This window comes from Deinococcus depolymerans (genome assembly GCF_039522025.1).
GTDB lineage: Bacteria > Deinococcota > Deinococci > Deinococcales > Deinococcaceae > Deinococcus > Deinococcus depolymerans.
Genome location: NZ_BAAADB010000023.1, coordinates 48,857 through 69,735 on the forward strand (window position 1 = coordinate 48,857; position 20,879 = coordinate 69,735).

Annotated in this window: 17 protein-coding genes; 8 read left to right on the plus strand and 9 right to left on the minus strand. The window is 62.7% G+C overall.

Annotated features, from left to right (window positions below):
• Nucleotides 1-165 precede the first annotated feature (165 nt).
• Entirely contained in the window at nt 166-915 is a 750-nt protein-coding gene (gene nucS / locus ABDZ66_RS12235; RefSeq protein ID WP_343759288.1) for an endonuclease NucS, read from the plus strand.
• 332 nt (nt 916-1,247) lie between these two features.
• Here the strand turns inward: nucS and hisIE are convergent, their stop codons facing one another.
• On the minus strand, nt 1,248-1,916 hold the full coding sequence (gene hisIE / locus ABDZ66_RS12240) for a bifunctional phosphoribosyl-AMP cyclohydrolase/phosphoribosyl-ATP diphosphatase HisIE (protein ID WP_343759290.1): 669 nt from the start codon (nt 1,914-1,916) through the stop codon (nt 1,248-1,250).
• Between the two features lie 105 nt (nt 1,917-2,021).
• Nucleotides 2,022-2,822: an imidazole glycerol phosphate synthase subunit HisF gene (gene hisF, locus ABDZ66_RS12245; RefSeq protein ID WP_343759292.1), complete on the minus strand. Its 801-nt coding sequence runs from the start codon at nt 2,820-2,822 to the stop codon at nt 2,022-2,024.
• Between the two features lie 202 nt (nt 2,823-3,024).
• Here hisF and ABDZ66_RS12250 point away from each other — a divergent pair, with 202 nt between their 5' ends.
• From ABDZ66_RS12250 to ABDZ66_RS12275, 7 genes are all read left to right on the plus strand, one after another.
• Entirely contained in the window at nt 3,025-3,459 is a 435-nt protein-coding gene (locus ABDZ66_RS12250) for a response regulator (RefSeq protein WP_343759295.1), read from the plus strand.
• Nucleotides 3,460-3,758: 299 nt separating this feature from the next.
• Nucleotides 3,759-4,289, plus strand: coding sequence for a hypothetical protein (locus ABDZ66_RS12255; RefSeq protein WP_343759297.1), 531 nt, complete (start codon nt 3,759-3,761; stop codon nt 4,287-4,289).
• Nucleotides 4,290-4,840: 551 nt separating this feature from the next.
• Complete coding sequence (locus tag ABDZ66_RS12260; protein ID WP_343759299.1) at nt 4,841-5,677, plus strand: DUF72 domain-containing protein; 837 nt, start codon at nt 4,841-4,843, stop codon at nt 5,675-5,677.
• A gap of 1,614 nt (nt 5,678-7,291) precedes the next feature.
• Entirely contained in the window at nt 7,292-7,786 is a 495-nt protein-coding gene (locus ABDZ66_RS17280; protein WP_425544430.1) for an RES family NAD+ phosphorylase, read from the plus strand.
• A gap of 251 nt (nt 7,787-8,037) precedes the next feature.
• On the plus strand, nt 8,038-8,421 hold the full coding sequence (locus ABDZ66_RS12265) for an antitoxin Xre-like helix-turn-helix domain-containing protein (RefSeq protein WP_343759301.1): 384 nt from the start codon (nt 8,038-8,040) through the stop codon (nt 8,419-8,421).
• Between the two features lie 435 nt (nt 8,422-8,856).
• Entirely contained in the window at nt 8,857-9,243 is a 387-nt protein-coding gene (locus ABDZ66_RS12270) for a hypothetical protein (RefSeq protein ID WP_343759303.1), read from the plus strand.
• Between the two features lie 200 nt (nt 9,244-9,443).
• The gene (locus tag ABDZ66_RS12275) at nt 9,444-9,896 is read left to right on the plus strand and encodes a hypothetical protein (protein ID WP_343759305.1); all 453 of its coding nucleotides are present in this window, start codon (nt 9,444-9,446) and stop codon (nt 9,894-9,896) included.
• Between the two features lie 48 nt (nt 9,897-9,944).
• On the opposite strand, the gene ABDZ66_RS12280 is transcribed toward ABDZ66_RS12275, so the two are convergent.
• The 7 genes from ABDZ66_RS12280 to ABDZ66_RS12310 all read right to left on the minus strand — a co-directional run bounded on the left by ABDZ66_RS12280 (nt 9,945) and on the right by ABDZ66_RS12310 (nt 20,756).
• Nucleotides 9,945-13,091, minus strand: coding sequence for a type I restriction endonuclease subunit R (locus ABDZ66_RS12280; RefSeq protein WP_343759307.1), 3,147 nt, complete (start codon nt 13,089-13,091; stop codon nt 9,945-9,947).
• Nucleotides 13,084-15,981 (minus strand): GmrSD restriction endonuclease domain-containing protein, encoded by a 2,898-nt coding sequence (locus tag ABDZ66_RS12285; RefSeq protein WP_343759309.1) that lies wholly within the window; start codon nt 15,979-15,981, stop codon nt 13,084-13,086. Before ABDZ66_RS12285 ends, ABDZ66_RS12280 begins: the two co-directional genes overlap by 8 nt.
• Nucleotides 15,978-17,255: a restriction endonuclease subunit S gene (locus tag ABDZ66_RS12290; protein WP_343759311.1), complete on the minus strand. Its 1,278-nt coding sequence runs from the start codon at nt 17,253-17,255 to the stop codon at nt 15,978-15,980. The genes ABDZ66_RS12285 and ABDZ66_RS12290 overlap by 4 nt, the downstream gene beginning before the upstream one ends.
• Nucleotides 17,236-18,822 carry a type I restriction-modification system subunit M gene (locus tag ABDZ66_RS12295; protein WP_343759313.1) on the minus strand — a complete coding sequence of 529 codons (1,587 nt, stop codon included), beginning with the start codon at nt 18,820-18,822 and terminating at the stop codon, nt 17,236-17,238. The genes ABDZ66_RS12290 and ABDZ66_RS12295 overlap by 20 nt, the downstream gene beginning before the upstream one ends.
• A 266-nt stretch (nt 18,823-19,088) precedes the next feature.
• The gene (locus ABDZ66_RS12300) at nt 19,089-19,577 is read right to left on the minus strand and encodes a hypothetical protein (RefSeq protein ID WP_343759315.1); all 489 of its coding nucleotides are present in this window, start codon (nt 19,575-19,577) and stop codon (nt 19,089-19,091) included.
• A 31-nt stretch (nt 19,578-19,608) separates the two neighbouring features.
• On the minus strand, nt 19,609-19,920 hold the full coding sequence (locus tag ABDZ66_RS12305; RefSeq protein WP_343759317.1) for a hypothetical protein: 312 nt from the start codon (nt 19,918-19,920) through the stop codon (nt 19,609-19,611).
• A gap of 272 nt (nt 19,921-20,192) precedes the next feature.
• On the minus strand, nt 20,193-20,756 hold the full coding sequence (locus ABDZ66_RS12310; protein WP_343759319.1) for a P-loop NTPase family protein: 564 nt from the start codon (nt 20,754-20,756) through the stop codon (nt 20,193-20,195).
• Between the last annotated feature and the right edge of the window lie 123 nt (nt 20,757-20,879).

The following is a 20,879-nucleotide window of genomic DNA, read 5'->3' on the forward strand; positions in this document are numbered from 1 at the left end:
ACGGGCCAGGGGCGAGGAACACCGGCCCACGCGGCGGGGTGTTCCTGCGGAGCGAAGCCTGACCAGCCATATGCGGCGCGGCCCGCGCTGGATGACCGGGCGGCGTTCACCGAACCTTGACTCTTCGCGCCTCCGGCCGGGCGCGCTATGCTGCGCTGCCCGCCCATGCTGATCGACTCCCTGACCCATCCCACCCCGGACGCCCTGCTGGCCTTCCTGCGCGCGCACCTGCACGCCCGCGTGACCCTGCACCTGGCCGGCGAGGTCGAGGTGCTGTACGCGGGCCGCGCGGCCAGCATGGCCGAGGCCGGCGACCGCCTGCTGCTGCTCAAGCCCGACGGGTCGCTGCAGGTGCACGGGCCGCGCGGCGTGAAGCCCGTGAACTGGCAGCCGCGCACCGATCACCTCTCGGCGGAACTGGAGGGCGGCTGCGTGGTCCTGCACGCCGAGCGGCGCAGCCCCGCCGAGGTGGTGCGCGTCCGTGTGATCGGCTGCGCGCAGGTCACGGCCCTGCACCTGGGCGACGAGGCGCTGTTCCTGCTGCAGGGCAGCGAGGCGCAGATGCAGCGGGCCCTGGCCCGCGCCCCGCACCTGATCGAGGACGGCCTGACGGTCCTGGACCGCGAACTGCTCGTCGGGGTGGGTGGCATCGACCTGTACGCCCGCGACGCGCAGGGGCGCTACGTGGTCGTGGAACTCAAACGCGGCAAGGCCGGCCACGACGCCGTGCACCAGCTCGGCCGGTACGTGGACGCCGTGCGGGAACAGGTGCCGGGGAACGTGCGCGGCATCCTCGCCGCGCCCGACATCACGGTCCCGGCGCTGAAGGTCGCGCAGGCCGCCGGCCTGGAGTACGTGAAAGTCGAGGCGCTTCCCCAGGTGCCCGAGGAAGCGCTGCAACCCACGCTGTTCTGAGGGAAACGGGAAGCGGCGCGCGGTGAGTGCTTCCCGCGGACCGCGCCCGTACTGTCGTCCTCATACGGACTCCGATTGAATGGGCTTTACAGCCCGTTCAATCCGAGCGAAACGAGTGGAAGAAAAACGGGTTCCGGACGTGGAGCCGGCAATCCGGTGAAGTTCCGGATTGTTGGCGAAACAAACGGAATCCGTATCATACGGACTCCGATTGAATGGGCTCTACAGCCCGTTCAATCCGAGCGAAGCGAGTGGAAGAAAAACGGGTTCCGGACGTGGAGCCGGCAATCCGGTGAAGTTCCGGATTGTTGGCGAAACAAACGGAATCCGTATCAGCCCACCTCTTTCGGGCCTTTCAGGCCGGTCTTTCCTTCGCGTTCCTGAAGGACGGCGGCGACGTCGGCGGGGGAGACCCCGACCTCGGCCATGGCGAACAGGGTGTGGAACAGCAGGTCGGCGACCTCGGTGGCCAGCTCGGCGCGGTCGGCGTTCTTCGCGGCCAGCAGCACCTCGCCGCTCTCCTCGCTGATCTTCTTCAGCACGCGGTCCAGGCCGCCGGCGTGCAGGCGGGCCACGTAGCTGTTCTCGGGCAGCGTGGCGAGCCGCTCGGTGATGGTGGCAAAGACGCGGTCCAGCGTGCCGTCCAGCCCGGCGGGGGGTGTATCGGTGGTCAGGAGCGGCTGGTGGTAGCAGGAGTACGCGCCGGTGTGACAGGCGGGGCCGGTCTGGTGAACGCGGTACAGCAGGCTGTCGGCGTCGCAGTCGGCCTGCACGTCCACGACGCGCTGGGTGTGGCCGCTGGTCGCGCCCTTGACCCACTGCGCCTGCCGGGAGCGGCTGTAGTACGTGGCCTCGCGGGTGTCCAGGGTGCGCTCGACGGCGGCGCGGTCGGCGTATGCCTGCATCAGCACGGCGCCGCTGCGGGCGTCCTGCGTGACGACCGGGATCAGGCCGGTCTGCGGGTCGAAGTTCAGGGTGTCCAGGGAGATGGAAGAGGTCATGTCACGGCCCTCCAGAGGCCAGGGTGCCGGGGTGGCAGGTGTGGAGTGAGGGTTGTTGACCGCTCAGGACCCACGGCTCAGGGTCCACGGCTCAGGGCGTGTCGTTCAGGGCGTGTGGGTGTCCTGCCAGTCGGGCCGCACGGGCAGCCCCTCGCCTTTCAGGTACGCCTTGACCTGCGGCACGGTCAGTTCCCCGAAGTGGAAGACGCTGGCGGCCAGCGCGGCGTCGGCGTGCCCGCCGCTGTCACCGCCGCGCAGCACGTCACGGAAATCCTCGAGTTTCCCGGCGCCGCCGGACGCAATCACCGGAATGTCCAGCGCGCTGGCCACCGCGCGGGTCGCCTGCAGGTCGAAGCCGGCGCGGGTGCCGTCGGCGTCCATGACGTTCAGGCAGACCTCGCCCGCGCCGAGCGCCTGGCCGCGCACGGCCCACTCGATCAGGTCCAGGCCGGTGTCCACGCGCCCGCCGGCGCGGAACACGTTCCAGCCCCGCCCGTCCGGACGGCGTTTGGCGTCGATGCTCAGCATCACGCACTGCGCGCCGTGGTGGTCGCTGGCCTCGCGGATCAGTTCGGGGCGGGTCAGGGCGCCGCTGTTCACGCTGATCTTGTCCGCGCCGGCCAGCAGCAACTGCCGGAAATCCGAGAGGTGGTTCACGCCGCCCCCGACGGTCAGGGGCATCATGACCTGCTCGGCGACCCTGGCGGCGACGTCCAGCATCAGGCTGCGGCCTTCAAACGTGGCGGTGATGTCGTAGAACACCAGTTCGTCGGCCTGCTGCGCCTCGTACGCCTGGGCCAGCACCAGCGGGTCCCCGGCGTCGCGGTGGTCCTCGAAGAAGCGGACGTTCTTCACCACCCGTCCGTTCTGCACGTCCAGGCAGGGAATGATGCGCTTGGTCAACATGGGGGCAAGTCTACGCGGTCAGGGTGCGGGCAGACCGTGTGCGTGTCATACGAGACGGGCGCCCCGGGGCGGCACACGCGCCAGCCAGAATGTTAAACAGGCTTTATAAATCCCTCATGAGCTCTGCTAAGCTGATGGTCACCAGCGGCACGAGGCCGCCGGTCGCCTCGCACGCGCAACGGCTGCCGCCCTTGGGGGAACCGTGAACACCCGCAGGATCCTGATCATCGACGACAACCCGAATGACGTGGAGCTCGCCCTGACCGCCCTGGACGACGGGCCGGCCGGCAGCCCCGGCCACGAGGTCAGTGTCGCGTCCGGCGGTCCGGAAGCGATCGAGCTGCTCCGCGCCGCCCGCAGCGCCGGCACGCTGCCCGACCTGATCCTGCTGGACCTGAAGATGCCGCACATGGACGGCATCGCGGTGCTCGACGTCATCCGGGCCGACCCGGGCCTGCGCGGCATCCCGGTCGTCATGCTCACCACCAGCGGTGAGGGCCGCGACATCCGCGAATCCTACGCGCACGGCGCGAGCGCCTACGTCATCAAACCCATGGATTTCACGCAGTTCCGCGCCGCCATGCAGACCATCCAGGCGTTCTGGACCACCCTGAACCGCCCCCCCAGCCTCAACTGATACGGACTCCGATTGAATGGGCTGCAAAGACCATTCAATCCGAGCGAAGCGAGCAGGAGCTGGGCGGGTTCCGTCTGTCCCGTTCCCACCCTGGAACAGCACCGGGTTGCCGACGCCACGCCCGCCCGTGCGCTCTGCTCCCGCCCGCTTCACACGCGCCTCTCACCCTGTGGGAAGCGGGTGGGGTACGCTCGGCACGTCCCACCCCGAGCTTCAGACCGCGCCGGCCCCACCCCGGACCGGCCTGCCTGTCATGCCCTGACGCTGACGTTCCCTGCCCCCACCCCACAGGAGCCCCCATGCCCCAGCCCCTTCAGGCCGCCACGCTGCTCGCCCTGCTGACCCTCGCCGCCTGCCGCTCCGTGCCCCTGCCGGAAGCCACGCCGACCGGCCGCGCCCAGCAGGACGGCGACGCGCCCCTCACCGCCCAGAGCGGCACGCGCCTCAGCGACGCCACCGCCCGCAGCCGCGTGACCGCCGCCGGGATTCCCGTGGTGTCCAGCGGCAACTGCAGTGTCCGCAGCAACGCCAGCTGCACGTCCCTCGAACAGATCTACTCCGGCACCATCGACGGGATCATCACGCTCAAGCAGGCGTCCGGCTGCGCCGTGAACATCACGGGCGGCACCGAGGTCGGGCACGCCAGCGGCACGTACAGTCACTACAACGGCTACAAGGTCGATACTTCCATCACCACCTGCGTGAGCAACTACATCACCGCGAACTTCACGTACATCGGCGTACGCGGCGACGGCGCGCCCCAGTACCGCAGCGCCGCCGGGAACATCTACGCCCGCGAATCGAACCACTGGGACATCCTGTACTACTGATACCGACTCCGATTGAATGGGCTGCAAAGACCATTCAATCCGAGCGGATGCGACTCGTAGAGCTGCCCCGCAGAGCAGGAGAGAAACGGATTCCGGACGTGGCGTTGGCAGATCGGTGGTGTTCCGATCTGTTAGCGAAACAAACGGAATCCGTATGAGCAATAGTGCGGACACTTTTCAAGCGCTAGAGGGAACAAGCATGGAAAACGTCTTCTGTAACGCCATTCCTGCTCACCCCCTCCCAGCCTCCCCCCTCAAGGGGGAGGGGTAAACACGGCGTGTTCATCGCTGGTCTGCCCTGAAGGTATGAACCTGTCCGCACCATTGATGAGACGGACTCCGATTGAATGGTGCTGGCAACCGTTCAATCCGAGCAGACTCGCAGAGCGGCGCCGCAGGGCGAGTGGCAGCAGAGCGGGGTCGGGCGGGGCGTCGGCAACCCGGCGCCCTGCGGGGGTGGGAACGGGACAGACGGCAGTCCGCCGCAGGTGAACGAAACCTTCACCGCGCCCCACGCCTGCACCCGCGGCGCGCACCGTACCCTGACAGACATGCGCGTGTACATCGGCTGCGGCGGCTACAGCAACGACGACTGGACGGAAGAGGGCCTGCTCTACGAGGGGGTCCGCAAGGACGAGTACCTCGCCACCTACGCCCGGCACTTCGACGCCGCCGAACTGAACAGTTCCTTCTACGCCATTCCCGGCCTGAAGGCCTTCGAGGGCATGGCCCGCAGGAGCGGTGGCCGGGTGCGGTTCGCCGTGAAACTCCACCGGGTCTTCACCCACGACCGCGCGCCCACCGACGCCGACTTCGACCGGATGCTGCAGAGCCCCGAACCGCTGCGCGAGGCGGGCGTCATGGGCCCCTACCTCGCGCAGTTCCCGTTCTCGTTTCACCGCACGCCCGCCAACCGCCGCTACCTGGGCCAGCTGGCCGAACGCTTCGCCGGGCATGAACTGGCCGTCGAGATGCGCCACGAGGGCTGGGACCGCCCGGAAGTCCGCGAGGGCATGGCCGAGCGCGGCCTGATCTGGGTCAGCCCCGACTACCCGCCCGCCGGGGGCCTGCCGGAACCGCAACTGCACGTCACCGGGGACGTGGGCTACCTGCGCCTGCACGGCCGTAACGCCGGCAGCTGGTGGGAGGGGCAGAGCGCCGCCGAACGCCACGACTACCGCTACAGCCGCGCCGAGATGGACGAATGGGCGCAGAAGATCGCCCTCGTGGCGGACGACCTGAGCGAGCTGTACGTGTTCTTCGAGAACACCACCAAGGGCCACGCCCTGCACAACATTCCCCAGTTGCGCGCGGCCCTGAACGCCCACGGCGTGCCGGTGCAGACGCCGGACCCCGGCCAGGGTCCCGAGCAGGGCCGCCTGCTCTGAGCGGACCGGACATGAAAACCCCCCACCGGAGTGGGGGGTTCTGTGTGGCTCGGCAGGTTGGGGTCGAACCAACGACCGTCCGATTAACAGTCGGATGCTCTGCCACTGAGCTGGAAAATATCGTCTAGGACAGTATAAATCTCATTTGTTGTGGGGGTCAAGTGGCTGGGGAACACACGATCTCAAAGTCGTCCGTGTGCCTGTGGGTCAGTTGGTATAGTCCCCGCCGTGTCTCGTTTCACCAGTGCACCTTCTGCGAAAGTCCTCCGTTACCCTGAGTGAGTGAGACACGACCGTCTTGAACGCATCCGACGGCTGAATCGCACAAGCTTCAGATGGCCCAACAAGATCTACCTCGAAACCTTCGCCGAGATGGAACTCGTTCTGGACCAGCGAGAGGTAGTTGGCTGGAACTAGACTTTGTTGGCGAATTCGAAACCTGCTGTTTGGCGGGGCGGATCATCGCGGCTCAGTAACGATAAATGCGGAGTCCGGGGGCCATCACCTGAATTCGCTAACAGAGGCGAACTATGCCCGACAGGAAACGCCTTGAGGCCGTGACAGCCACGCTCGCAGCGTCCAAACGCGATCGGTCAGCCCAATCGCCATCGCCGATATGCGCTGGAGGTGCTGTTGACGTCCCTTCGGGACGTCAAGCTTCTTCCGAAGACCGCGTTGCGTTCGGCACCAGTTGTAGGTCCCCTGAACCAGATGAGCCAGGCTCACCCGGTGGACTGTCAGCCTCGCGAATGCGAGGCTTTTCCTCGCCAGGTGGGGATTCATCCGTCTTGCCGTCGCGTTCTGACGCTCCACGGCAGAGGTATTGGGCTTCCGGTAGCCCAACCGCTGCAGTTCCTCGTGCACCCGGGTGCGAGTCCCTGCGGCGATCTCGGTTCGGACGCTCACGACCCGCTTCCCGGCATACTCCTTGATGATCCGTACGTGGGCCGAGGATCGCGGGATCCGGTAAGCCGTCTTCGGGAACCGCCCCCGCGTCCCCTGTCTCGCAGGCCGGTACGGCCTGCCGAATACTTCAGGGAATAACGTCTGGTACGACAGAAAACCGTCCGTGAACAGGACCAGTCCATGCGGATCAGCGAGGCGTTCTTTGGTCTGAACGAGCAATGACCGCGTCAGGGTGGCGGTGCGCTCGCCGATTTCACCCTGGATCAGGAACTTACTGCTGGGACAAGAGTTTCCAGGCGGCACGAGATGCCCTCCAGAACGCTGCCGATCACGGCCCCACACGGATTTTTATCGGTCAGCACAGCATGCTGCGCGTACCTGTTCCCTGCGCCCCGCACCACACGACATCCGGCGCCTCTCGCCTTCTCGTTGTTCGACCGCCTGATGCTCGTCTCCGGGCTGTTCAGGCTGAGAAGGGCTTGGCACGGCTCAACATGCACTCCAGAACGCGATAGAGAAAATGACGTGCTGACCGACGTTTCTCCTGATCCGCGTCCTCATGACGTCGTGTGGCACACGACTCCGACAGGCATGGAAACTCTTAACTTTAGATGAACATGCTTTTTTGGAACATGCTGTAGTATCAAAAAAGCCAAGTTGCGGCGTGACGAATGAAAATCAGTCCGGTGAAGACCCCTGGGGGTAAGAATGGAACCGTTCACTCTCCTGCCGGCCTCACTCACACCACCTGCGGGGTACGTTACGTTCTTCCGCTTCGTCAGAAGGCACCGCGTGACTACTCCGATCACTGCCGTGTACGTGTCCCCGAGTTCCAACCGCTGGAATGAGCTCGGCCAACCGGCGGTTTACGCAAGTTCGAGCAGGGCGCTCGCCGAGGCAGAGGTTCTCAAAAGCGTCTCGGCGACGATCTTACAGGCTGCTCTCGTTCCCATCCTCGTCCACGTCCCTAGTGAACTGATTCAGACGCTACCGGATGACCAGTATCCAGGTGACTGGAATCACAATCCTCACCCTACCTCCACGCAGACCATAGGAGGTGGGTGGCTCAATGCCATGCGCGGCCTCGCCCTGCGCGTACGATCGGAGCGAGACCCGCATCAGTACAACGTCATCATCAACCCTCGCCACCAAGACGCCGTGCGAATACTCACGTGCGTTGATCCTAATTGGCCGCGCAGGTAAACCAATAACTTCGCTCACCGGACTGAAATCGACACATATCCCCAAAGGAGCTGACTGAAGAAAAAGTAAGATACTCCCAAAGGCTTATAGAGGGGGTCGATGTAGAAATACAATTTTATCAATACTCCTTATCCCCAGTCGAATTCTTCCTAATAGGTAATTCAAGTGAAGCAAGAGGTGAAAAAATGAGCTCTGGATATCCTATCTATACTAGTACCCCTTCTCATAAGGAAATAGCAAGGATTCTTGGAATGATGATCGACAGCCCTTCTCAGCTTATCGATAAAATCACTCATGGCTTACCTTTTTCTGCTATGGAAAACCTGCAAAAAGCTTTAAGTGTTTCAAACTCTGAGCTTCTAAAAATCACTCATATGTCTCGGACGACATATAACCGCAGAAAAGAAATGGGTGAGCTTAGCCTTGGGGAATCAAATATAATATTCAGATATGCACAAATATATGCTCTTGCCCTTCGAGTATTTGAAGACCCCAAGTTGGTTGATAGCTGGCTGACGAGCGAGCTTGACGTTTTCAGTGGTAAGACACCTCTTGAATATTCAGTAACTGAGCCTGGGGCTGCCTATGTTAATAATGTTCTAATTAATCTTGATCAAGGTAATTTTATGGCATAAGGAAAATTATTTTAACCCTTTTATAAATACATCGTATTTATCATTAGGCCTCTGCTAAAGTTGATCTGATGCGAAATCGAATTGAATGGTTTTGTAAAGCCATTCAATTCGAGCGGAGCGAGTAAGAGCAGAACGGGTTCCGGACGTAGAGTTGGCCGTCCGGCGCCCTTCCGGGTTATCAACGAAACAGAAGTAATTCATATGACTTCTGAGTATGTCGGGGATTCCTCCTTGTAGACGACAACAGCGGAGAGGGAAATGACCGAAAACCCACTTTCGTAGGAGGTCTAGAGCAGTTCTCCGAATTACGGCATCAGAACAACAGCATTCTGATGCCTCCATTCTCCGTCCTGCTCGGCAACATTCACTCGCTCCGCTCGGCCATAAAGAAGGCATCTTTATGGCAAATGCTCTAGTGTCGTTTCGGGCATAGCTTTGCTGCTCTCTGAGGTGGCCGTCGGTGCCAGCAGCCTTATGTGGCTGGAGAGGGCTGGTGGAGATGAGGTCCCGCAGGTGGAGCGGCGGGTGACCTGGGAGTACGCCCTCTACGCCCATGGAGAGACGGAGATTCCCACCATGACAGCGGATGGGTTTTCCATGCAAGCGAAGTCCTTTGCCTACTGGGAGGATCCCGAAGGAAGGCAGCAGCAGGACGAAGTTCTGGAATTGGAGGAAACACTCGGCGTAAAGGACCGGGACATTCTCAATTGGGCTGGGAAGCAGGGCTGGGAACTGGTGACGTACGAGAGGGAGATGGATGGCAGGCATTCGAGACGCCTGACGTTCAAACGGCCTGTACAGTTGCCTGCCCCGCAGCAGTGAGGGCGGCATAACAACGTACGGTTGCGGCAGCGTGGAGTGGGGTTTGTAGCCCCGCTCCACGACTCCATGCCTGATCGGTAGTCGGTCTACAGGTGTTCGCCCCAGCCGTGGCGTGACAACGGGCATCGGCCCCAGCCCACACGATTCAAGTCGGATGTTTCATTTGCGATGTGAGCCGATCCCTGAGGTACAACGCGACGATGTACCTCATCGACCGACTCAGCGCCTGGAGTGAGCTCGATCCCATCGTCACACTCGGACCCCCCCAATACGTCCGGGCTGACCGGCGGATGCGGATCCTCCAAGTCACCTACAACGACCCCCAGGGAGGCCGGACCGACCTCTCGGGAAGTCATACGCACGCTGAACAGTTTGAGCTGCTGACAGACCAGTCAGGCCGCCCGCTGTTCCACGACTACGTGATGTTCGGAATCCTGAACGGCGTGATCCAAAGGGGATGCGAAGCCCGCAACTGGCCCTGGTCCATCAGCCAGGATGCGTTGGGGATCTACCAAGCCACCGTCGATCAGGTCACGGCCGAAGCGACCAGTTGCAGCTTTCAGGCCCTGATCGACGCCTACCTTCAGCGGCTCCAACGAGAGCAACTGCTCTCAGAACGCGACGGACCGGCGGTTCAGACGGCCAGCCCCTGAGTCGTTCGCCGGCCACCACCATCAGGCATTGGGGGCGGCCAGCGAACCTCACGCGTAGATGTGTTCAGTGCCACTCCTGTACGCCTCGTACACGTGCGCATAGATGGCCGTGACAGCCGCATCGAACTCCACCTTGCCGTAATGCTCCGGAAGGGCATCCAGCTCACGACGGATGGCCTGCCGGACCATGGCCCGCGCCTGCTGTTTCTTCCGCCAGTCCAACACCAGACTGTCCGTTTTCAGCCGCGTCAGCAGGCTGCGCGCCACAGCCTTCACGGCCTCCCGGTCCTGATCGGACAGAGGCACATCAACAGCCGTGATCTGATCGAAGACCGCCAGTTCCTCCTCCGAGAGGTTCTCCCGCAGGGCCCGCTTGACCTCCTCGCTCAGGTCACGTCCCAGGCGCATCAGCTCCTGGAAGAACGCCTCGATGTTCGCGGACCCGGAGTTGTACTCCTGAATCATGGCTTCCAGACGCGCCGCGTAGTTCACGCGGGTCTTGTTCTGTCGGGTCAACCGCTGCACCTCGCCACTCAGGGCGGCGCGGAGCTTCTCGGCTTCCGTGCGCTTTCGGGAGGTGCTCTTGAACTTCTCCTGCAGTTTCTCGAAATCGACCTGACTGAGATCCATCCGTGCTGTTGTGTCGCGGATGACGTACCCGTACGCGGCCACAGAGGAGTCGAGCAGTTCCTCCACTTGGTGCATCACACCTTCGAGTTCCGGCTCGTCCTCGCTGTCCTCACTCAACCGGTCAGCCAGCACACGGTACAGCGCCCGCTCCGGCGCGTACGGCTGAGCCGCCGGATCAGGTAACGCTGCCTTGAACAGCCGGTTGATGGTGCGGGCCGTGTCTCTGAAGCGCTTACGAACGTCATCCCCGGCAAGCAGGGCGTCCGTGGCATCCCGAATCAACTCCAGCTTCGTTTCCCCGTGCGCCTGAATGATCGCCTGCGGGTCAATGCCAAGTGGGGTGACGATCAGCTCCGCTTCGCGGATGGCCGCTTCCAGCGCCGCCAGCAGTTCACGCTTGTCCCGTACGGGCGTGTCCTCGCCCTTCTCGCCACTCTGTCCCGTGCCGTAGATGGCCAGCGCCTTCTGAAGGTTACGGAACACCCCGACGTAATCCACGATCAGGCCACTGACCTTTTCCTCCCACACGCGGTTCGCACGCGCAATGGTCTGCATCAGCGTGTGGTTCCGCATGGGCTTGTCGAGGTAGATGGTGCTGACACTCGGCGCGTCAAATCCGGTCATCCACATGGCACAGACGAACACCAGCCGCAACGGATGGCCTGCATCCTTGAAGTTCCCTTCCAGGTCCTCCTTCACCATGCGCTGCCGGTGCGGGAGAATATCCAACCCCTTGTCCTTGAAGTCCGCAATCTCGTTCTGAGCCTGCGACACGACCACAGCCATGTCCGTCTCCCGAAGGAACTTCAGCCGGGCCAGCAGCGGATCCCTGGCCTCCCCAGTCGCCACAAGCAACTCGGCCTCAGCCGCCAGGATCGCCTCCTTCCAGTAACGCTGGACCTTGTCGTACATGCGCACAGCTGTCGCCTTGTCGAGACTGACCACCATGCCCTTCCCGAACTGCCCGCGCCCCAGGAAGTGCTGCACGAGATCCTGCGCAATCTTCTCCAGGCGATCATCACGGGTGATGAGCTGGTACTCGCGCGAGAATTCGCGCTCCACCTGCTTCTCTGCCACCTCGTCGACGCTCTCCCGGTCGAGCAGGTCTTCCATCTCCGCCTGCAACTGCTCGTTCGTCAGTTGCAGTTCCGGGATGCGGTTCTCGTAGTACAGCGGAACCGTCGCCCGGTCCTGCACCGCCTCGGAGAAGTTGTACACGGACACGTAATCACCGAAGACGTCCCGCGTTTTCTCTTCCCCCGCCATGAGGGGCGTGCCGGTGAACCCGATGAAGGCCGCGTGCGGCAGCGCCGCCCGCATGTTCCCCGCGAAGATGTCGTACTGGCTCCGGTGCGCCTCATCCGTCATGACGATCACGTCGTTTCTGGAGGACAACAGCGGGAACTGCTCCCCGGCAGGTACATGGAACTTCTGAATCAGCGTGAACAGGAACCGGTGATCCTGACGCAGCAGCTCCTTCAGATGAGCCCCACTGGAGGCCCGGACGTCCTCTTCCTTCTCCTGCACCGTCGCCGTGCGGGCGAACGTCCCGTAGATCTGCTTATCCAGCTCCTCACGGTCCGTGACCACCAGGAAGCTCCAGTTCCCCGGCACCTTCCGCAGGACCTTGCGCGCGAAGAACACCATGCTCAGGGACTTCCCGGACCCCTGCGTGTGCCAGAACACCCCCAGGCGCCCGCGATTCTCCCCAAGCTGCCCCAGCGCCTGGAGGGCGTTGTTGACCCCCAGCACCTGGTGGTTCTTCGCCAGGATCTTCGCCACACCGCCCTTGCCCTCTAGGAACACCGTGAAGTTCTCCACCAGATCCAGCAGGCGGCCAGGCTCGCACACACCGCGCAGCAGGGTTCCCAGCCCCACGCGCCGCGGCTCGTCTTCCCGCTCCACGCGCACCCACTCCGCGAAGTGCTCCCAGCCAGCCGTCATGCTTCCCACCACAGCGTCAGTTCCGTTCGAGAGAACCTGCACGGCGTTCGCCTGGAACAGGTGCGGGATGGTGTCCCGGTAATCGCGCAGGTTGTCCCGGAACGCGTTGCGCAGGCGTCGGTGCGTGGACTTCAACTCCACGAACACCAGCGGAAGCCCGTTGACGAACCCCACCACGTCCGGCCGGCGCGTGTACAGGTCACTCTTGACGGTCAGCTGCTGCACGGCCAGGAAGGAGTTCTGGTCCGGCTGTTCCCAGTCAATGACCCGAACCCGCTCGTTCTTCTCGCCGCCGCTCTCATCGTCCGGCACCAGGACCGGCACACCCGCCAGCATCAGGGCGTGCAGCTCCTGGTTGGCTGCCACGGCTGACAGCGCAGACCGGTCTGCCGTCAGCACTTCCAGCGCCTGGTCAATGCCGGATTTCGGCACGCCAGGGTTCAGGCGGGTCAGAGCCTCACGCAGAGGCTTTGCCAGGATCACATCACGGAAACTGTCGCGCCCCAGCGTGCCGGAGCTTCCCATGACCTCATGGGTGGCATCCAGCGTCTGCCAGCCCAGGCTCCGCAGGATGACCATGCAGGTTTGCTCGACCAGCCGGGCCTCGCTGAACTCACGCACGGAGGGCCTCGTACGCCTGCCGCGCCAGCTCCAGGACCGTCTCTACCTCCTCCAACCGAACGACCGTCGCCTCGAAGTGTCCCGGCGTGAAGCCGGCCGTTTCATCACCCGGCGCCACCGTCCGGCCGAACCCCTGCGGGGATTGAAGCTGCGCCGCCTCGACGTTCAGCTTCACTTCCACGCGTCCCGTACTGGCGCTGCTGATGACCCGCATGAACTCCAGCGGCCCCTGGGTCGACATCACTGAGAACCGCGCGCTCTTCTGCGTCACCTGCGCCTCCACGTCATCCGCCAGCACCGCCCCGCGGGTCTTCAACTCGTCGAACACCTGACGCGCCAACCGGTACTGCGCGTTCGTGACCGACGCCTGTACAGCCCCGTCCGTCCCGCCCTCCTCCTGATCCGCAAACGCGGCCATCACGACCGGCCACGCGGCATCCAGTTCAGCCCGCGTGGCCACAGACCGGGACAGCCACACGTTGGACTGGCGCCACCCCGTCGTTTCCACTTCACTCTCCGCCGAAGGCGTGAAGCGCACGGAGAGATGCAACGCCGCCTGACGCGGATAGATCTCCATGAACACCCGGCGGTTGCGGAACGAACGGTAGAAGCGCCGGTCCGTCGCCGTCACCGAACCCAATCCCAGCGTCCGGGTCTGAAGATCCTCCAGCACCTGCTGCGCCTCTGCCGGGAGGTGCGCGAAGCTGACGGTCTCACCAGCTGCCTGTGACGACGCGCCGTCCTGTCGGCTCAACTGGTAAGCCAACGCCTGCTGCGCCAGCGCCTCGAACGCCATCAGATCCGACTGAACTGTAAGCGTGACTTCCAGCTCCCCATTCCCAGCCCGGCCACGTCCTGCCACGTTCCGCGTCAGGTGCAGCGGATCGTCCACGTCATCCGGCGGAAGGTTCAACCAGCACTTCAAGGCGTCCTGACTCGTCAACGGCACCAGGTCGCAGAAGTTCGACCCGGCCTTGTACGCCACGTACGCGCGGTTCGCTGTCTCCGTCACCCGGCCATCCAGACCCAGCAACCGCTCCCGGACCTGAGCGAACAGCTGACGCAACGCCGGACTGGCGTTGTCGAAGTAATCCTCCACCGTCCGCGTCGCGCCCCGCTGTCTCCCCTCAGCCCGTAACGCCTGCACTTCCTCCGGCGTGAACGCCGGGAAAGACCACAGGCTCAGCGCCTGCTGCGCCAGCTCCTCCGCACGCGCCTGGATGCGCGCCTCATTCCACTCGGGCAGGTCCGCCAACTTACGGGTCATGAGCATCCGGCTGTGCCGGTACCCCTTCGGCGCTGGCAGGGACTGCTTCTCCACGAACGGCCGGTCTCCCAGCTCGCTGTTGTACCCCGTCAACGTCAGGTTCCCCAGCGTATGCACCAGCCGACGCTGCACCTCCGGCCAGTCCGATCCCAGCATCGTCTGCCACGCCCCACTCAACGAATCCGCCTTGTTGTTCTGCGGCATCACGTGCTCGATGGTCAACGTGTCGTTCTCGAACGCCTCCTTGGGGCTATGCCCCCGCTCCAGACGCACCAGCAACGGCTTGCAGACATTCATGCGGTAGATCGACGCTGTTTTCAGTGCCGCCACGAACGCCTCGTCCGACGGGAACCCATCCTGATCCCGGTCCTGGAAACGCACCAGCGCCCGCTCCAGCGACCGCACGTACTCCGCCTTCTCCAGCTCACGCCCCAACGCCGCGAAGAAGCGGTTCAGCGGCGCCGTCCGCTCCCCCAGCACCGCGCGGCGCAACAGGAACGACTCCAGCAGCCGCAGCACCCTCTCCAGATCCGCATCCGTCAGACGCCCCAGCGCGTGATCCTCCAGCACCTCCAGCAGGAACGGCGACACCACCCCCACCCGCAAGGCCAGCAGATCCTCCATCGCCAGGCGCACCTTCTCGTCAGCCAACTGCTCCGGATGCACGATCCCCATGTACAACTTCGCCAGGCGCGCCACGTCCGCCACCAGCACCTGCACGTTCTCGCCCTCAGGGCGAGCCGCACGGAACGCCTTGAACGCCGCGTACACCTCCTGCTCGTTCGGAATGCTCCGCGTCCTCAACGTCAGGTAATCCCGCATGAACCGGTCAAACGTCACGCCATCGAGCGAAGCGAACCGCAACTCCATCGGCACCCAGAAGTCACGACTCAACTCATCCTGCTCTTCCGGCCGCAGCCCCATCAGCACGTTGTTCCGAATCAGGTCCGCCTGCGTCAGATCCTTACCGGTGCTGTTCAGGCTCTCGAAGATCAACTGCGGATCATCCCGCCCCTCCTCAAGCGCCACCGTCACCACCTGCAACTTGTGCACGCCACGCAGCACCACCCGCAGATCCAACGCCGGATCCGCCAGCTTCTCCCGGAAGAACGCCACACCCGCCAGGATCGCCTTCGACTCGTTGAGCGGCACCTGACCACTCTCCATCAGCGCCTTCAACGTGTCCCGGTCCGAATGCGTCGGCAACAACTTGTACCGCGAATCCCCCGTCAGGCGCTTGTTGAACAGGTAATCCTCCCGCACGTCCGACGCCCCAATCTGCTGCATGTCCGACGTGCCATCCAGCGGCACCGCCAGCTCACCATCACGCGCCAGACGCTCGGACACCGCCAGCATGAGCAACGTCAGGGTCGTCAGGCGCTGCTGCCCGTCAATGAGCCGCGCCCGCTTCAGGTTCCCGGCCATGCTGCCCGTCCGCTCCATGAACACCACCGACCCGGTGAAGTGCATCGTGGAACGGGCATCCTGACCGATCCGCAGAATGTCCCGCCAGAACTGCTCCCGTTCCGACGTACCCCAGGAGTAAGGCCGCTGGTACAGAGGCACCTCAAACTGCTTGCTGCCGTGAAGCAGCTCTGCCAGTCTTGCCTGCTCTGCAATCATGCGATTTCCTCCTGTAGTTGTTCTTCAACGCCCTGAACGTCGAGAGTGGAAACGTCAAGCTCCCCAGACACCAGCTTGGGCAGCAGGAGGTCACGGGTACGACGGAGATTGGCACTGCGGCTAGCTAAATTAAATATTGCGTCGAACAGGGGTTTGGTCAGAGCTTCAAAGCTTTTGATTAAATGAGACGGTGGTAGGGCTATCATATAGTTCGCAAAACTCTCTGATTTAACTCGCTGCCTCCCGGTGGCACCGGACATGCTGGCTTCTGCGTGGCTCCTGAATTCTGGTAAGCGTGAAAGAAGGTAAACATACTCGGGGCATACGAGCCTCGAGCGCATGACGATGTATTCCGTTGAGCCAAACGCCGTCGAAGAATCATCGGGTAAAAAGTTGACATATCCAGTCTTGCCATTCTCTAGGCATGGAGATATGCGCGCAAACAGCGTATCTCCATTCTTGAACTTGGCCCCGCTGTTGCCTGACCTCTTCTCAATGTCATTGATAATCATCGAATCTTCCGAAAGACTGCTCATTGGAACGAAGGACTTGAGACCATCTTTTGCGACCTTGGTTTTAGGATCAATGTCGATAGCAAAAGGCATTGGCACCCAGGACCACTCGTCAGGACGCCTGCCTTGCTCATCTTCTGAGAATTCATCCTGTTCATGGCTGGGGTAGCGGTACTCCACGAACCATTCGCGATACAGGGCGCGGGCCATCTCCTCCAGGATCTGCGCCCGCCGTGTGTTGTTCTCAATCAGATCGTCGTAGGCCGAGAGGACAGCGGCGATCTTGCGCTGGGTGTGCAGAGGGGGAAGTTTGATCCTTAGATTCTCCGCATCAGGAACTCTCATGTGCTCAACGGTGGCTCCTGCACCTGTCGCTCTGATTTGATCTTGGAGGTGATCTTCTTGAAGGGCGTATAGCAGGAAGTGAGCATCAAGCTTGTCTGGGTCTGCGCGGTAGGACATGAGGCGCTGACCCAGGAACACACCGTCCGCTTCCCTCAGCATCCCCACCTCACCCAGTGGGGCCTCTCGGGTCAGAATTACGTCGCCAGGGCGAGGCATTTGCCGTCGAGTCCAAGCGCGGTAGGTCTCTTCTGTGACGTATCGGACGGTCGCTAAGTCGATTACACCCGACTTGACGTTGGTAGTGCGGATCATCCGATAGGGCGTAGGACCTTCGACGACAGGAGCTGTCTTGTTCACACAGTCCACGATGGTTCCGCACACCTCGTAGAGCGGGACTTCAGGCCAGGGCTGCTTCATCAACAATCTCCCGGCGTACCTCACCCATCAAGGTCTGGACGTTCTCGCTAATTCTCAGTTCTAACTTGTGCGCTTCGGCAGTGAGGGTCTCTAACTCTTCGTTCAGTTCGCTTAGGCGCACGGTGAAGTCAAAGTCGTCTGCGGCGCGGGCTGTGACGCCCACATAACGGCCGGGGTTCAGGCTCCAGCTTTGTGCTGCGATCTCGCTCCGCGTGGCGATCTTGCAAAGGCCAGGCACGTCTCGGTATGTCAGGTCAGGGAATGTCTCCTCAAACTGCTCGCGTGTGCTGTGGATAAATTCGGGTTCCTCGCCGCGATACAGGTTGGCGATATTGGCGATGAATTCCACCTGTTCGTCGCTGAGTTCGCGAATAGCACGGGTGATTTGGGTGTAGATCTTGCGAGCGTCGATGAAGAGCACCTGATCTTCCCGTGGAGTGCCATTCTTGCGTTTGTCGAAGAACCACACTGTGGCAGGCAGGGTCACGGTGTAGAAGAGGTTGCTGCTGGTGGCCAGCATGATGTCGACGCTGCCGGACTCAATGAGTTTCTGGCGGATGTCCTGTTCGGTGCCTCGGGCGTCGCTGGCGCTGTTGGCCATGACGACCCCGGCGCGGCCTCGGTCATTCAGGCTGCTGTGGATGTACTGCATCCACAGGTAGTTGGCGTTGTCGGACTTGGGGATGCCGAAAGGCAGTCGGGGGTCGGTGCCGATGCGTTCCTTGTCGACGCCGCTGACGTTGAAAGGGGGGTTGGCGAGGGCGAAGTCGAACTTGCCTTTGATGGTGTGCGGATCTTCGTAGAAGGTATTGGCCTGCCGGATGTCGCCGCTGAGTCCGTGAACGGCGAGGTTCATGCGGGCCAGTTTGACGGTCTCGGCAGTTTTCTCCTGGCCGTACACGCTGATTTCCGTGGTGGGGTTGCGGCGGTGCTCTTCGATGAAGCGTGCGCTCTGTACGAACATCCCGCCTGAGCCGCAGGCAGGATCGTAGATGCGGCCGTGGAAGGGTTCCATGATCTCGACCATCAGTTTGACGAGGCTGGTGGGGGTGTAGAATTCGCCGCCTTTGCCGCCTTCGTCGCGGGCGAACTTGCCGAGGAAGTACTCGTAGATCTTGCCGAAGGCGTCGCCTTCGAGGTCGTGCATGATTTCGCTGAAGTTGAATGCTTTCAGCAGTGAGGCGAGGATGGTGTTGTCGAGGCGGTTGTACAGCTTGGGCAGGACGCCGCGCAGGTCCTCGTTGTCGTCCTCGATGGCGCGCATGGCGTCGTTGACGGCCTGGCCGAGGTTGGTGCCTTCGGGCAGGTTCAGCAGGTAGGAGTACCGGGCGTTGTCGGGAACGTACAGGACGCCGGCCGCCTGGTAGTCGTCTTTGGTGGTGCCGCTGCGGCGACTGGCGGCCGTCAGGGTGGGTTGTGCGGCGGTGAAGCGGTAGTCGGCGTAGGCCAGGAAGATCAGCCCGAGTACGGGGGTGCTGTACTCGTGGCTGCGGAGTTTGCTGTTGGCGCGGAGGTTGTCGGCGGCGGCCCAGAGGCGGCGTTCGATTTCGGTGGTGTTGGCGGGCATGTGGTTGACCTCCTGGAGTCGTGTGGGCTCAGGATAGAGGGCTGGGGTGTCATCTGCCGTCGCAGGTGCGGTGGGCTGGCCGCGACATGGATTGGTGTGTGAGCGGTCAGGGGGTGTGAAGCTGCGGGAGTGCGCCGCAGGGGTGAGGTCTGTTCCTCACATGGCTCTTGGCGTGCGGTGGATGTCACTCCGCCCTGTGTGGCAGGAAAGGACAGGGGAGGCCCCAGCACGCTTTGCTGGGAACCTCCCTGGGTTGTTCTGTTCAGTCAGGCTGACAGTGGAACGGTGAGGCGTTGACTGGCGAGAGCACTGTGGGCGGCTGCTACTGCGGGTGTATAGGGCAACCTCTGCAGGTCTTCCAGCAGCTCTCTTAAGGTGGGGCGAGCTTTGGAAGACCAGCGGAGGTTGAGTCGCCCGGTGTGACCTCTGATGTGGGCGTTGTGGAGCTGTGCCAGTAGGGACTTCAGGCGTCCCTGGCTTTTCAGGGCGGCGCTGGGGACGCACTCTGGGGGGAGCTTGGCCCACAGCTGCGTTCGGCGTTTGTTGTTCAGCAGGGCGTGCGTATCGGGGTTCTCCGTTGTGGAGAGGAGAAGCTTGTGCAGTTCCCCTTCGGGAGTGACGCGCAGGTAGAAGTGCACGTGTGAGAGCGCGTACTCGTTGCGGCCGATCATGGTCCGGGTGAAAGCCGCCAGTTGCTCCGGCTGACTGTGGCTGTCCCAGTCCTTGAGGGCGGTGATCTTGGTGCTTATGCCCATGCCAGCCCCCAGGTGTGTGCGGCGACGCGGCTCATGCGTTCACGCTCCCGTTCAGGATCAGGCTGCGGGTGACTTGCAACCTCTGGAGTGCGGCGGCGCCGTCCATGTCATCCGGGAGGTGCGTCAGGATGGCTTCCGCCAGCGGGAGGCTCAGGCGGGCGGTGGTGAAGTCGTCGCCCTCGACGTGGCAGTCCACGCCTCGTTCCGCTCCGGAAAGTACCAGGTGGGTCATGATCCAGGGTTCGTACGCCTGCCAGGTCACCAGAGCGGCGTGCAGGTCAGTAGCGGCGATGAAGGCGTAACCGTCAATGTTGTGAATCTCGAATGGGTGGGTGGTGTTCATGGAGTCCTCCTTGGGCTGCTGGCGTTGCGCTGAACGTTCCAGCAGGGGTTCCGAAGTTGTTCTTCGGACTTGGCCGGGGGGCAGGGTAGGGGGGTGTCCCTACAACCCTGTCCGGCACGGTTGCGGCGCAACGGCCGTCATGAGTGGTGTGGGTGGGGGGCGTGTGTCAGACCTGTGGGGGGGCGTGACATGACTGACAACGTGACATCAGTTCAGGCTAGGGGGGGTAGAGAGTGTGTGGGAGGGGGGTGACATGACATGACAACGTGACATCAGATCAGGTCGAGGGCATTGAGGATCGGACGGATGTCATGCTTGTCAGTCATGTCACGTGCTCCCGCCGACATGACGGGTGACAGGGTTGGCGTTTCCGGGAGCTGGCCGGGCAGGTAGTAGGGCTTGCCGCGTCCCTCCTGAACCAGGAAGCCTCCCTCCAGCAGGTTGGTTAGGATGTTCTGCACGGCCGTGCGACTCTTCCGGAGTGCATCAGCGACGGTGGCGGCAGTGTGAAAACCTTTGCCGATCATGTCGAGGACTTCCTGCTGCGCTAGAGACAGGGCCTTCTGACCGTGCAGAGAGCTGGGTTCCCACCGCACGCCCTGCCGGGTCAGGGACAGTTCGCGTTCCTCCACATCCCGACCGGTCAGGTACAGGAGCGCCTCTCCTTGGCCCCTGGCGCGGGTCAGGATCATGCTGGCGTCCGCGTTACTCGTGAGGGCGGTACTCCCGAGGACCATGTCGAAGGGATCGCCGCCTTCCGCGTCGCCCTTCTTGGCGTGATGGATCAGCAGGATGGAGACGCCGTGATCGTGAGCCAGTGTCTGAAGGGGCTGCATGATGCGGGGGTAGTTGGCTGGAACTATGCCCGACACCACTGAAATGGGAGCGTCCGGGGCCTATCCCCGGACGTGTCAAAAGAGCTCCCACTCGAGAGTTTCGTCTGTCAGAACCCCGCCTGT

Bases quoted from the DNA above. Each gene is read 5' to 3' on its own strand.
- nucS (WP_343759288.1), top strand. From the start codon at position 166: ATGCTGATCGACTCCCTGACCCATCCCACCCCGGACGCCCTGCTGGCC.
- hisIE (WP_343759290.1), bottom strand. From the start codon at position 1,916: ATGACCTCTTCCATCTCCCTGGACACCCTGAACTTCGACCCGCAGACC.
- hisF (WP_343759292.1), bottom strand. From the start codon at position 2,822: ATGTTGACCAAGCGCATCATTCCCTGCCTGGACGTGCAGAACGGACGG.
- ABDZ66_RS12255 (WP_343759297.1), top strand. From the start codon at position 3,759: ATGCCCCAGCCCCTTCAGGCCGCCACGCTGCTCGCCCTGCTGACCCTC.
- ABDZ66_RS12260 (WP_343759299.1), top strand. From the start codon at position 4,841: ATGCGCGTGTACATCGGCTGCGGCGGCTACAGCAACGACGACTGGACG.
- ABDZ66_RS17280 (WP_425544430.1), top strand. From the start codon at position 7,292: ATGGAACCGTTCACTCTCCTGCCGGCCTCACTCACACCACCTGCGGGG.
- ABDZ66_RS12265 (WP_343759301.1), top strand. From the start codon at position 8,038: ATGATGATCGACAGCCCTTCTCAGCTTATCGATAAAATCACTCATGGC.
- ABDZ66_RS12275 (WP_343759305.1), top strand. From the start codon at position 9,444: ATGTACCTCATCGACCGACTCAGCGCCTGGAGTGAGCTCGATCCCATC.
- ABDZ66_RS12285 (WP_343759309.1), bottom strand. From the start codon at position 15,981: ATGATTGCAGAGCAGGCAAGACTGGCAGAGCTGCTTCACGGCAGCAAG.
- ABDZ66_RS12290 (WP_343759311.1), bottom strand. From the start codon at position 17,255: ATGAAGCAGCCCTGGCCTGAAGTCCCGCTCTACGAGGTGTGCGGAACC.
- ABDZ66_RS12295 (WP_343759313.1), bottom strand. From the start codon at position 18,822: ATGCCCGCCAACACCACCGAAATCGAACGCCGCCTCTGGGCCGCCGCC.
- ABDZ66_RS12300 (WP_343759315.1), bottom strand. From the start codon at position 19,577: ATGGGCATAAGCACCAAGATCACCGCCCTCAAGGACTGGGACAGCCAC.
- ABDZ66_RS12305 (WP_343759317.1), bottom strand. From the start codon at position 19,920: ATGAACACCACCCACCCATTCGAGATTCACAACATTGACGGTTACGCC.
- ABDZ66_RS12310 (WP_343759319.1), bottom strand. From the start codon at position 20,756: ATGCAGCCCCTTCAGACACTGGCTCACGATCACGGCGTCTCCATCCTG.